Below are 12,215 nucleotides of genomic sequence, written 5' to 3'. Positions count from 1 at the left end.
TGGTTTACGCTGCGGCCTGGGCGAGCCGGCTCATTTCCTGCGTGACCAGCTCACGATAGGGCCCGTGGCCCTGCATCAGACGCTCAGGCGACCCGTCCTCGATGATCTTACCACCCCTCAACACGACCACGCGATCGAAATTGCGCAGGGTAGCGAGGCGATGCGCGATCGCGATGACCGTGCGGCCGCGCATCAGCCGCGACAACGCCTCGCGGATCGCCTCCTCGGATTCGCTGTCGAGCGCGGCGGTCGCCTCGTCCAGCAGCAGGATCGGCGCGTCCTTCAGGAAGGCGCGCGCAATCGCGATGCGCTGGCGCTGGCCGCCGGACATCTTGACGCCGCGGTCGCCGACCATGGTGTCGAGACCACCAGGCAGGCTTTCGACGAAATCGCAGCGCGCCGCAATTGCGGCACGCAGCACCTCGTCGTCGGTCGCGTTCGGGCGACCATAGCGGATGTTCTCGCGAATTGAGCGGTGGAACAAAGAAATGTCCTGCGGCACGACCGAGATCGCTTCGCGCAGGCTCTGCTGCGTCACCTTGGAAATGTCCTGGCCGTCGATGGTGATGCTGCCCTCGTCGGTATCGTAGAAGCGCTGCAGCAGCGTGAACAACGTCGACTTGCCGCCGCCGGACTGGCCCACCAGGCCGACGCGCTGGCCGGGTTGCAGGCGCAGGCTGAAGCGCTCGAAGATCTTCTCAGCTGCGGGATAGCCGAAGGTGACATTGTTGAACGCGATCGCGGCGCCGCTCTTCACCAGCGGCTCGGCCTCGGGATGGTCGCGCAATCCATGCGGCACCAGCAGCGTGGCGATCGCCTCGGTCAGCCGGGCAACGTGCTGGGTGACGTCGACCAGCGCCACCGCGAGATCGCGCGTCGCATTCAAAATGGAGAGACCGAGGGTGCAGACCAGCACGACGTCGCCGGTGGTCGCCCGGCCATCCTGCCAGAGCATGATCGCCCAGGCCATCAGGGCGATCGTGAGCACGACAGTGACGCCGGCATGGATAAGCCGCAGCTTCTCCAGATAGCGCAGGCTGCGGCCGCGTGCGGTGAGCTCCCGGTTCACAGTCGCGTCGAACCGCTCATGCTCGTGCCCGATGCCGCAGAAGGCGCGCACCAGCGGCATGTTGCTGATGACGTCGATCATCTCGCCGTCGACGACGGCGGCCTTGTCGGCGAAGTCGTCATGCAGCGGTTTTCCTGCGGCGGCGAGGCGGAACATCGCAAGCACCATGCCGCCGGCGATCACGATCAGGCCGAGCGCCATGTAGGGACTGACGGTTCCGATCAGCGCGATGGCCGCAACCGTTGCGATGCACGGCGGCAGCACATTCCAGACGAACATGTTCTCGACCGTGAACACCGCATTCGACGTCGCGGTGATGCGGCTGGTCAGCATGCCGGGCATGCGGTCGGAGAAGTAGCTCGGCGCGTGGCCGGTCAGATGACGAAAGATGTCACGGCGCAGATCACCCGTGACACGCACGAAGGTGAAGCTGGCCGTCCAGCTCGCGATCCGCCAAAGGAAATTGTCGGCGGCGATCAGCGTCATGAGGAAAATGAATGCCAGCCATACGCTCCCACCATGCGCAGCGCCGGCCGACAGACTGTCGACGAGGGATTTGACGCCATACTGCGTGCCTACGGAGCAGGCAACGGCCGCCACCACAGCCGCCAGGATCACGAGATGCGACGCGAGCCGGCGCCGAAGATAGCGCAAAACAAAGGCAAACGGCCGGTGCGCATACCCAGAAAGATGATCCATGTGATTATCGACCCCGTCGTGATGTTTTCAATTTTTCTGTTAGTCGACTGAACATCGACCACTTCGCCTCGGTTCCCGGGCACACTGATCACGACATGCGGATGCGGGCGTTCTGCGATGATGTGATGGCAGCATCGCGACGAGCATACGACGTGTCGAATAAGTAACGTTCGGAAGGAGGAACTTCGCAAGTGCGGGAACGTTCCCTTGATTGGCATGCCGGTGCTGAACAGGCGGGGGCTTTCTACAATCATGATCGCACAGAGGAGATGGTGAGATGCGCATCGCGCAGGTTGCTCCGTTGACGGAGGCAGTTCCACCCAAGCTTTATGGCGGCACCGAGCGGGTGGTGCACTGGTTGACGGAAGAGCTGGTGGCTCTTGGCCACGACGTGACGCTGTTCGCCAGCGGCGATTCGCAAACCTCGGCGAAGCTGGACGCGTTATGGCCGCGGGCGCTCCGCCTCGACGGTTCCGTGCGCGATCCCAATGCTCTGCACATGGTGATGCTGGAGCGGGTGCGGCAGAAATGTGACGACGAGGAGTTCGACTTCCTCCATTTCCATCTCGATTATTATCCGTGGTCGCTGTTCTACCGGCAGCCGACGCCGTTCCTGACCACGCTGCACGGCCGGCTCGATCTGCCGGAGCATCAACCGGTTTTCAATACCTTCTCGAAGGTCCCCGTCGTCTCGATTTCGAACGCGCAGCGCCGGCCGGTGCCGCAGGCGAACTGGGTGAGGACGATCCACCACGGCCTGCCCGAGAATCTGCTGACGCCGAAGCAGGCGAAGCAGGAATACCTCGCCGTGCTCGGCCGTATCGCGCCGGAAAAGGGCGTCGATCGCGCCATCAAGATCGCGACGCATTGCGGCATTCCGCTCAAGATCGCAGCCAAGGTCGATCGTGCCGACCAGGATTACTATGACGAGCTGATCCGGCCGATGATCGAGAACAATCCGCTGGTGGAATTCATCGGCGAGATCAGCGATCACGAGAAGTCGGACTTCTTGAGCGGCGCGCTGGGCCTTTTGCTGCCGATCGACTGGCCGGAGCCGTTTGGCCTGGTGATGATCGAAGCGATGGCCTGCGGAACGCCGGTCATCGCCTTCAACCGCGGCTCGGTGCCGGAGATCATCGACGAGGGCCTCACCGGCTTCGTCGTCGAGGACGTCCTCAGCGCCGCCGGCGTCGTCGGCCGCCTGCAGCAACTCGACCGCTCCGTCATCCGCAAGCAGTTCGAGACGCGCTTCACGGCGCGGCGCATGGCGCTGGATTATCTCGCAGCCTATCGCAGCCTTGGCGAGGAACAGGCGCCGCGGATCAAGCTGGTGAGCAGCGCAGAGTAGCAGGAGCACGCGCCCATCCCATCGCGACCGTCATGGCCGGGGCATGTCCCGGCCATCGACATTTGTGGGGCGCGCTCCTCTCTATCAACCGTCATTGCGAGCGCAGCGAAGCAATCCAGACCGTCCCCGCGGAGAGATTCTGGATTGCTTCGCTGCGCTCGCGATGACGGAAGAAGGCTTAGCGCTACCTCACCACCGCCCGCTTCGGCTCGACGATCTCGAACATGCGCGGGAATTCGTCCATCAGGCCCATCAGCTCGGCTAGGCGCATCGGGTTGCCGACGAATTTGACCTTGCCGGCGGCCACGGCCTCCGGGAAGCTGGTCAGTTTTGCGATCACCTCGTCGAGCGTCAACCGCGCGAGCGTGAAGCTGGCATCGGCGCTTTCCGCCTGCATGCCCTCTGTGTAGGTGAGCGCGCAGTTCTCCAGATTGAGCACGAAGGTCTCGCCGGTATCGGAAAAGCTCCAGTTCAGCACGATGTGCTTTCCTTCCGCCTTCGGTCCGTTGAGGCGGATGCCGAGCACGTCCCAGAGCTGTGAGGTGCGCAGCGCCGCCAGCGTCTCGCGCGGCATGGGCGGCCGCGCCGGCACTTTCGGCATGCCCTGGCGCAATTCCTGCGCGCCGAACAGATAGGCATTGCGCCAGGTCGCGCTTTCGGCGGCGTAGCCGAGCTGCTCCAGCGTATCCGCCAGCAACGCACGCGCAGCCTGATTGTCCGGCTCGGCAAAGACGAGATGGCCGAGCGCCTGCGCCACGAAGCGGAATTCGCCCTTGTCGAAATCGGCACGCGCCCGCGCGAGGATGGCGTCGGCGCCGCCCATGTACTCCACATATTTCTTGCCCGACTCCACCGGCGGCAGCGGATCGAGATTGACCGGATTGGCGTCGTACCAGCCCAGGTACTTTTGATAGATCGCCTTCACATTGTGCCGGATGTGGCCGTAATAGCCGCGGCCGTGCCAGGCGCCCTCCAGGCTCTCGGGCAGCTGGATCGTTTCGGCGATCTCGGCCGCGGTGAGGCCGTGGTTCATCAGGCGGATGGTCTGGTCATGCGCGAACTTATAGAGGTCGCGCTGCTGCCGGATCATCGTTCCGATGCGTTCGCGTCCCCACACCGGCCAGTGATGCTGGCCGCACATCGCCTCCGCCTTGCCATCCCAGAGCTGCAAGGCCTCGCCCAGATATTTCGACCAGGCCAGCGCGTCGCGTACGTCGGCGCCGCGGAACGGCAGCAGATTGTGGAAATTATGGGTGCAGTTCTCGGCGAGGTTCAACAGCTTGTAGCGCGGGATGAAGAAATGCATCTCCGCCGGCGCTTCGCTGTTCGGGGCCATCTGGAATTCGAATTCGACGCCGTCGATCACGCGCCGGTCGCCGGTCGCCATGATCAAATCGGTCGGCCGCAGCAGCGCCACCGACCCTGCTGCCATCGACTTGCCGAGGCCGCAATCGACCTGCCCACGCGCGCCCTTGGCGAGGAGAGGCCCGAACTGGTACTGCGCCCGCCGCAGCATCGCAGGTCCCGCGATGATGTTCTCGGAGACGGCATGCTCCATGAACAAGTTCGGCGCGATGACCGGCACGCCGCCGCTCGCGCGTGCATCCTCCTCCAGCACGCCGCGCGCGCCGCCCCAATGGTCGGTGTGGGTGTGCGTGAAGATCACGGCCGCGACCGGTCGCTGGCCGCGGTGCCTGTAGTAGAGTTCGAGCGCGGCGCGCGCGCCCTCGATCGAGGTCAGGGTGTCGACGACGATGACGCCGCTGTCGCCTTCGATCAGCGTCATGTTGGCGATGTCGAGCCCACGCACCTGGTACACGCCGGGCACGACCTCGAACAGGCCGTGCTGCATGTTGAGCCGCGACTGCCGCCACAGGCTCGGATTGACCGTGGCCGGCGCCTGCTCGGCGGCGAGAAAGCCGTAAGGCTCGAGGCTCCAGACCGTCCGCCCTTGCGGATTGCTGATCTCCGCGTTTTCGATGGTGCCGAGGAAGCCGCGCGCGGAATCGTCGAAATCCCGCGTGTCGGAGAACGGCAACGCATTCAGCATCGCCGTTTGCTGCGCGATAACGGACGGTGTTGCGCCCTTCGGCTCGTTGCTGGACGTGTCCGTCATCTTGATCTCCTCCCCGCCTGCGTGCGGCATCTAACCGCATCTCGCGGTCGATTGCCATGGTGGGGACGGAGTGATGCGTTTCCCCGCGCCCACAGGTGGAGAGGATGCAGCGTGTTCGCGGGCTACATGCCCAGCAATCTTGGCAGCCACAGCGACAGACCCGGCCAGTAGGTCACGAGCACCAGGAATCCCAGCATCGTCAGCAGCCACGGCCACACCGCGACCGTGAGCTCGGTGATACCCATCTTGGCGATGCCCGAGGCGACGTAGAGATTGAGGCCGACCGGCGGATGGCACAGCCCGACCTCCATGTTCACCGTCATCAGGATGCCGAAATGGATCGGATCGATGCCGAGCTTGATCGCAACCGGAAACAGGATCGGCGCCATGATCAGGATGATCGAGGACGGCTCCATCACGTTGCCGGCCAACAGCAGCAGGAGATTGACGACGAGGAGGAAGCCGATCCAGCCGAGGCCCTGGTCGATCATCCATTGCGCGAGCGCTTGCGGCACGTTCTCGTAAGTCATCAGGAACGAGAACAGGACGGCGTTGGTGATGATGTAGAGCAGCATCGCCGAAAGATTTGCCGACGACAGCAGCACCCGCGGCACGTCTCGCAGCTTCAGATCCTTGTAGATGAACACGGCGACGATGAAGGCGTACACCGCGCTGACGGCGGCAGCTTCGGTCGGCGTGAACAGGCCGCTGTAGATGCCGCCGATCACGATCACGATCAGCAGGATACCCCAGATCGACTTGCGGAACGCATCGAAGCGCTCGTAGAGGGTTGCTTTCGGCATCCTCGGATAGTCGTTACGCCAGGCCCGATAGAACGTCGTGGCGCCGAGCAGCATGGCGAGCACGAGTCCCGGCACGATGCCGGCGATGAACAGCTTGCCGACGGAGGTGTTGGTGGAGACGGCAAAAAGAACCATCGGAATCGACGGTGGAATGAGAATTCCCAGCGAGCCGGAGGTCGTGATCACGCCCGCCCCGAACCTCTTCGGAAATCCCTGCGCGACCATCGCGGGCAGGATCACCGATCCGATCGCAACCACGGTGGCCGGCGACGAGCCGGAAATCGCGGCGAACAGCGCACAGGCGACCACGCCCGAGAGCGCAAGACCGCCGTACCAATGACCGACCAGCGAAGTCGCGAATGTGATCATCCGGCGCGCCACGCCGCCATGGGTCAGGAAGTTGCCGGCAAGGATGAAGAACGGGATCGCCATGATCTCGAAGCTCTCGATGCCGGTGAACAGCTTCAGCGCCACCGATTCCGTCCGCACGTCGGTCAACGTGAACATGAAGCTGAGCACGGTCAGGCCGAGCGCGATCGAGATCGGCATGCCCGTGAGCATCAACGACAGCAGGAGGCCGAAGACGACGGCGACACGCAGGCCTTGCGGCAGCGTGATCACGTGCGCCGAATGGGCGAAGCACACGGCGACGATCAGGACCGGCAACAACATCAGGACCCAGCCGAGCGGGCTGCGTTCGTCGCGGACGACCTGACTGCGCGTGACCGGGGCCGGATGGACCGGGTCTATTTCGACGCCCTCGACGCCGGCCATGTCGTGATGCGGCAACTCGCCGGTGCGATAGAACGACCAGGCGACCTGCAGGAAGCGGAAGCACATCAGCCCGGAGCCGAGCGGGATGGTGAGATACACCAGCCACATCGGCGCTTCCAAATCGTTGGATTGCTGGCCGGTCTGCCACATCTGGCTGACGAACGCGGCCCCGAAATAGCACACGATCGCCGTGAAAAGGGCGCCGCACATCAGGCCGAACGTGATGACGCGGCGTCGCGATCCGCCGGGAAGGATATTGACCAGGACGTCGACGCCGACATGGATGCCGGTGCGCACGCCGTAGGCCGCACCGAACTTCGCCATCCAGATGAACATGTAGATGCAGAGTTCCTGCGCCCAGGACAGGTCGAGAGCGGCAAGCCAGACGAACGCGGCTCGCGCGGGGACGGCCAGCAAGGCCAGGTTGCGCGCCTCCGCCCATTTGGCGATGTCGATCGACAGCCCGGCGCCATATCGGTGCAGCACGGCAACGAAGATGAGCGATGTCGCGGCCGCGATCATCGTCGCGATCAGCCATTCCTCGAGATGATCGAGCACACGATTCAATGCACGCAGCAACTTGGTCCCCTCAGCTTGGCTGATCATTCAAGAGCAACGGCCGGGAGTGCGATCACCCCCGACCGTTCATGGTTGTTCTCAGAGCGCGCCGGCGTCAGTTCATCTTGACGTCGAGTTCCTTGGCGACGAGATCGAGCACCTCCTGCCCGACCCGCCCCTTTGCCCATTTGTAGGTCGGCTGCATCGCTTCCTGCCACGCCTTGCGATCGGCGTCAGTCAGATAATGCAGCGTGGTCTTGCCCGTCTTCTTGATCTCGGCCAGCGCGTCCTCGTTTTCCTGGTGCGCGATCTGGTTGGTGTAGTCGGTCGCCTCGTTCATCGCCTTCTCGAGCTGGGCGCGGATATCGGGCGGCAGGCCGGACCAGAATTTCGAATTGACGATGACGGCATATTGCAGGTGCGCGTGATAGGACACGGTGATGTCCTTCTGCACCTCGTAGAACTTCTGCGTCAGGTAGTTGGACGCGGTGTTCTCGCAGCCGTCGACCACGCCCGTCTGCAAAGCCTGGTAGACTTCGGAAAACGCCATGATCTGCGGGATCGAGCCCATGATCCGGAGATATTGGTCGGCGACCTTCGATCCGGAGATGCGGAATTTGAGACCCTGGAAGTCGGCCGGCTTCATCAGGGCGCGGTTGGCGGAGAGCATGTGGAAGCCGTTGTCCCAGTAAGCGAGCCCGGTGATGCCCTTGGTCTCCAGCTTATCGAACAGCCACTTGCCGATCGTGCCCTTCATCGCGTTGGAATAGGTCTGGTCGTCCTTGAACAGCCAGGGCAGGTCGAGCGCCTCGAACTCCTTGATCCCGAGCGGGGCGAACTTCGCGGTCGAAGGGGCGAGCATGTGCACCGAGCCGAGCTGCAGCGCCTCGATCTCCTCCTTGTCCTTGTACAGCGTGGAGTTCGGGTAGATTTCGACCTTTACCTTGCCGTCGGTGTATTTCTCCGCAAGTTCCTTGAACTTCAGGGCGCCCTTGCCTTTGGGCGTGTCGTTGGCGACGACGTGGCTGAATTTGATGACGATCGGGCTCTGGGCCTCGACAACGGCTGGCGCCAAAAGAATGGCTGCGGCCGCGACCGCAAGAAGCAGCTTGCGCATGAACGAACCTCCCAACAACCTCTAAAACCGGGTCTTTTTGTTTTCCGATTTCAGTACTGACAGCAATCCGCCACCCGAACAACTAGACCTAAGCCCAATTTGCCGCAGCCAAGCTATCTTGCGCAACCCGGCTCCTGCTGCCGTTCCGGAAGCGAGCGCTTATGTCGCATTGCGGCAGTGCGATCAGCCGTTGCGCTGGGCAACCATGAACAGACGCCGGAACGGAAACAGCGTCTGTCCCGCGGCGTTCTTCGGATAGGCTTTCGCGACCCGCATCCCATAGGCAGCTTCGAACGCGGCCTTCTCGTCGCCCTGCAAGATGTCGAGATAGCGCGTCAGCCAGGTCCCCTTGGTCCATTCCTTCACGGGGTTCTCGCCTTCCAGCACCTGCAGATATTCGGTCTCCCAGATGTCGATATTGGCCGACATCGGAGCAAGAAGACCGTGATAGTAGGCCGGCGCTTCGACCGGCGGCGGCGTGACGAGATGCTCGACCTTGGACCGCCAGGGGCCGTTCAGCGCGGTCTCGCCGATCAGCACATGCGAGGGCGCCAGAAAGTTGCGCGGCATCTGCACGGCGAGCATTCCGCCGGGCGTCACCTTCTCCATGATCGATGGAAACAGGGCCGCATGATTGGGCAGCCAGTGCAGTGCGGCATTGGAATAGACGACGTCATATTGCTTCGTCGGGCGCCAGTGGCCGAGGTCCTCGTGTGACCATTCCACATCCGGCGCCGCCTTGCGGCCGGCGGCGACCATCTCGGCCGAACCCTCGACACCGGTCACCGTCGCGTCCGGCCAACGCTCCTTGATCAGCTTGGTGACGTTGCCGGCGCCGGCGCCAAGATCGGCAACCGCACGCGGACCAGAATCCGGAATCCGCATCAAGAGGTCGACGGCGGGCCGGAGCCGGTGGCCGGAGAATTTCAGATATTGCTGCGGATCCCAGACCATCGCTCGGCGCCTTTTCTTTTTCGTGTTTCCTTCAACGCGGCTCTTGGTTACCACTGCTCGTCCCGGTCGGGCAAATCAGGCTGACGGGGACAGGGCAGGAAACGAACAGAAAAACGAACGGCCCAGCGACAAGCAGAAAAGCGAACAAGAGGGCGTGTCACCATGGATCTCGGGCTCACATCGAAAGCCGCCGTCGTCACCGGAGCCAGCGTCGGCATCGGCCGTGCCATCGCCAAGGGCTTGGCTGCCGAAGGCGTGCGCGTCATCGGCGTGGCACGGCGGACCGACCTGCTCGCCGAACTGGTGAAAGAAGTCGGCTCCGGTCTGATCACGCCCTTCGAGCAGGACGTGATGGCCAAGGACTCGGCCGAGAAGATTTCGGCCTTCGCGCTCAAAGAGCTCGGCCATGTCGACATCCTCATCAACAATGCCGGCGGCAGCCGCCCCCTCCCCGTCGATGCGCCCGACAGCCAATGGGACGAGGCGATCGCGCTGAATTTCACCAGCTACCGCCGCATCGCGCATGCGCTGCTGCCGCAGATGATCGAACGCAAATGGGGCCGCATCGTCAACATCACCGGCAAGTCCGAGCCGGAAGGCCTCAACGCCGCGTTCGCCGCCAAAGCCGCCGTGCACGCCTGGGCCAAGGGCCTGTCGCGCGAGATCGGTGAGCACGGCATCACCATCAACTGCATCCCGCCCGGCCGCATCATGAGCGAACAGATCCGCCGCAACTACGCGCCTGATTATCGCGAGCGCTTCGCGGAGGAAGAGATCCCGGTCGGCTATTGGGGCGAGCCGGAGGACCTAGCGGCGTTGGCGGTGTTCTTGGCGTCACCGGTGGCGCGGTACATCACGGGCACGGTGATCCCGGTGGATGGGGGGCTGCGGAGGTATCAGTTCTAGAACCGATTGGACTTCGTAGGATGGGTAGAGCGCAGCGAAACCCATCGACAGCATACGACGTGAAACCTGATGGGTTTCGCAAGTGCTCTACCCATCCTACGGCCTACCGCCTTACTCATGCAGCAGCGTTTGCCAGTCTGGAGGCACCGCGCCGTCCGGTCCGGGCACCGGCTGATCCAACGGATGCGCGTGAGGACCTTGAAGCTTCGGGCCGGCGAAAGCCTCTCCCGTGCGATAGTCGTAAAACCATCGTTCGCCCGGCTCGAAGCTCGTGATGATCGGATGACCTGTCGCCGCGCTGTGTTTCGTTGCGTGCTGATTTGGTGACGCATCACAGCAGCCGATGTGACCGCATTCGACACATCTGCGAAGGTGAAACCACCACCCGCCCGCATCCGAGCATTCCACGCACCCCGTTCCGCTTGGTTTGGCCGCGAGATTGATGCCACCCCTCTCAGACTTCATAGGTCAGCTCACCGAAATTGCCCGCGGCCACCACCGATGCATTCACGCCGCGATCTCCGCCACGATCGCATTTTGCCAGTGTTTTGCCCGACGGGTCAACGTCATGGCGGCGGCGAATGTCGTCGTGACGCGGTTCGAAAATCCCTTATCGATCAAGGGGCGCTCTACTGTGCATGGGGTTGTTTTCGCGTTTTTTTGTTTCGGGCCCTCAAAAAAACCTCGCAAGCCCCCGCGTGACCACTCACCCCGCCTGCAGGATCTCCGCGATCGCGACCCCCGCTGCGATCGTGCCGAGCTTGCCGCCGACGTCGCGTGTCGCCCTGCCCTCGCCGATCGCCTTCGCGACCGCCGCCTCGATCGCACGTGCGGCTTCCTCGTAACGCACCGCGCCGCTGTTCTCGCCGTGCCATCCGAGCAGCAGCGCCGTGGACAGGATCAACGAGACCGGATTGGCAACGTCCTGTCCGGCTATGTCAGGTGCCGAGCCATGCGCGGCCTGCGCCATGGCGTGGCTGTCGCCGACATTGAGCGAGCCGCCGAGCCCGAGGCTGCCGGAGAGCTCGGCGGTGAGATCGGACAGGATGTCGCCAAACATGTTGGTGGCGACGATGACGTCGAAGCGGTCGGGGTTGCGCACCACATGCGCCATCATGGCGTCGACGAGGATGTCGTCGACCCCAAGACCGGGATAGGCCTTCGCCGTCTCGCGGCAGATCTCGAGGAACATGCCGTCGCCAAGCTTGAGCACATTGGCCTTATGCACGATGGTCAAATGCTTACGCCGCTTCATCGCCAGCCGGCACGCCGCATGCGCGATGCGCTCGCAGCACAGGCGCGTGATCCGGCGTAGCGAGATCACGACGTCCGATGTGACCAGCATCTCGCCATTGCCCTGCTCCATGTTGCGGTCGGCGTAAAACCCTTCCGTGTTCTCGCGCACCACGACGAGGTCGAAATCGCCGACCCGGCCGGACAGCCCCGCATAGGTGCGTGCCGGCCGGACATTGGCGTAGAGGTCGAGGTTCTTGCGAAAATGCCGCGACGGGTTGATCTCGCCATGGGCCTCGTCCTTGAAATCGAAGGTCGCGGTCGGCCCGAGGATCAGGCCGTCGGCGGCGCGGACGATGTCGAGCAGCTCGGGGCGCACCGTCGTACCGAATTGCTTGAGACTCGCATGGCCGACTGCGTGCTCCTCCAGCCGCAGATTGAGCTGGAAGCGCTCGGAGGCCGCGCGCAGCACGCCTGATGTCGCGGTCGTGATCTCAGGCCCGATGCCGTCACCGGGCAAAACGACGATGTGCATGGCGCTCCCCTGACATTGCAGCAGTTCGCGCGATCATACGCCGGCGCGCAGGTTCATCGCCCAGCCTTCGCGCATACACTGCATGCAAGCATATGCCTGTGGA

At 63.4% G+C, this 12,215-nt stretch carries 9 protein-coding genes and 1 pseudogene; 2 read left to right on the top strand and 8 right to left on the bottom strand.

Features of this window, described 5'->3' with window-relative positions:
- Positions 1 to 4: 4 nt before the first annotated feature.
- Positions 5 to 1,768, bottom strand: coding sequence for an ABC transporter ATP-binding protein (locus IVB45_RS10375; RefSeq protein WP_247360062.1), 1,764 nt, complete (start codon positions 1,766 to 1,768; stop codon positions 5 to 7).
- Positions 1,769 to 2,045: 277 nt separating this feature from the next.
- Here IVB45_RS10375 and IVB45_RS10370 point away from each other — a divergent pair, with 277 nt between their 5' ends.
- Complete coding sequence (locus tag IVB45_RS10370) at positions 2,046 to 3,116, top strand: glycosyltransferase family 4 protein (protein WP_247360063.1); 1,071 nt, start codon at positions 2,046 to 2,048, stop codon at positions 3,114 to 3,116.
- Positions 3,117 to 3,300: 184 nt separating this feature from the next.
- Here IVB45_RS10370 and IVB45_RS10365 read toward each other — a convergent pair whose 3' ends face one another.
- The 5 genes and pseudogenes from IVB45_RS10365 to IVB45_RS10345 form a co-directional block, all read right to left on the bottom strand.
- Complete coding sequence (locus IVB45_RS10365) at positions 3,301 to 5,232, bottom strand: alkyl sulfatase dimerization domain-containing protein (RefSeq protein ID WP_247360064.1); 1,932 nt, start codon at positions 5,230 to 5,232, stop codon at positions 3,301 to 3,303.
- A gap of 122 nt (positions 5,233 to 5,354) precedes the next feature.
- Positions 5,355 to 6,635, bottom strand: a complete 1,281-nt coding sequence (locus tag IVB45_RS39050) for a TRAP transporter large permease subunit (RefSeq protein WP_245287869.1) — start codon at positions 6,633 to 6,635, stop codon at positions 5,355 to 5,357.
- Between the two features lie 219 nt (positions 6,636 to 6,854).
- Positions 6,855 to 7,331: pseudogene (locus IVB45_RS39045) on the bottom strand (TRAP transporter small permease subunit); the annotation flags it as partial.
- A 151-nt stretch (positions 7,332 to 7,482) separates the two neighbouring features.
- Positions 7,483 to 8,484, bottom strand: a complete 1,002-nt coding sequence (locus IVB45_RS10350; RefSeq protein WP_247360065.1) for a DctP family TRAP transporter solute-binding subunit — start codon at positions 8,482 to 8,484, stop codon at positions 7,483 to 7,485.
- 183 nt (positions 8,485 to 8,667) lie between these two features.
- Positions 8,668 to 9,438, bottom strand: a complete 771-nt coding sequence (locus IVB45_RS10345; protein ID WP_027568788.1) for a methyltransferase domain-containing protein — start codon at positions 9,436 to 9,438, stop codon at positions 8,668 to 8,670.
- A gap of 162 nt (positions 9,439 to 9,600) precedes the next feature.
- Here IVB45_RS10345 and IVB45_RS10340 point away from each other — a divergent pair, with 162 nt between their 5' ends.
- Complete coding sequence (locus IVB45_RS10340; RefSeq protein WP_247360066.1) at positions 9,601 to 10,344, top strand: SDR family oxidoreductase; 744 nt, start codon at positions 9,601 to 9,603, stop codon at positions 10,342 to 10,344.
- 111 nt (positions 10,345 to 10,455) lie between these two features.
- Here IVB45_RS10340 and IVB45_RS10335 read toward each other — a convergent pair whose 3' ends face one another.
- Positions 10,456 to 10,809 carry a UBP-type zinc finger domain-containing protein gene (locus tag IVB45_RS10335; protein WP_247360067.1) on the bottom strand — a complete coding sequence of 118 codons (354 nt, stop codon included), beginning with the start codon at positions 10,807 to 10,809 and terminating at the stop codon, positions 10,456 to 10,458.
- A gap of 241 nt (positions 10,810 to 11,050) precedes the next feature.
- Positions 11,051 to 12,112, bottom strand: a complete 1,062-nt coding sequence (locus tag IVB45_RS10330; protein ID WP_247360068.1) for an isocitrate/isopropylmalate family dehydrogenase — start codon at positions 12,110 to 12,112, stop codon at positions 11,051 to 11,053.
- Between the last annotated feature and the right edge of the window lie 103 nt (positions 12,113 to 12,215).

This window comes from Bradyrhizobium sp. 4 (assembly GCF_023100905.1).
GTDB lineage: Bacteria > Pseudomonadota > Alphaproteobacteria > Rhizobiales > Xanthobacteraceae > Bradyrhizobium.
This window is presented reverse-complemented; position numbering and strand designations above follow the sequence as displayed.

What these genes read in the sequence shown, in the direction of transcription:
- IVB45_RS10335 (WP_247360067.1), bottom strand. Translation starts at nt 10,809, where the DNA reads ATGAAGTCTGAGAGGGGTGGCATCAATCTCGCGGCCAAACCAAGCGGA.
- IVB45_RS10345 (WP_027568788.1), bottom strand. Translation starts at nt 9,438, where the DNA reads ATGGTCTGGGATCCGCAGCAATATCTGAAATTCTCCGGCCACCGGCTC.
- IVB45_RS10330 (WP_247360068.1), bottom strand. Translation starts at nt 12,112, where the DNA reads ATGCACATCGTCGTTTTGCCCGGTGACGGCATCGGGCCTGAGATCACG.
- IVB45_RS10375 (WP_247360062.1), bottom strand. Translation starts at nt 1,768, where the DNA reads ATGGATCATCTTTCTGGGTATGCGCACCGGCCGTTTGCCTTTGTTTTG.
- IVB45_RS10340 (WP_247360066.1), top strand. Translation starts at nt 9,601, where the DNA reads ATGGATCTCGGGCTCACATCGAAAGCCGCCGTCGTCACCGGAGCCAGC.
- IVB45_RS10365 (WP_247360064.1), bottom strand. Translation starts at nt 5,232, where the DNA reads ATGACGGACACGTCCAGCAACGAGCCGAAGGGCGCAACACCGTCCGTT.
- IVB45_RS10350 (WP_247360065.1), bottom strand. Translation starts at nt 8,484, where the DNA reads ATGCGCAAGCTGCTTCTTGCGGTCGCGGCCGCAGCCATTCTTTTGGCG.
- IVB45_RS10370 (WP_247360063.1), top strand. Translation starts at nt 2,046, where the DNA reads ATGCGCATCGCGCAGGTTGCTCCGTTGACGGAGGCAGTTCCACCCAAG.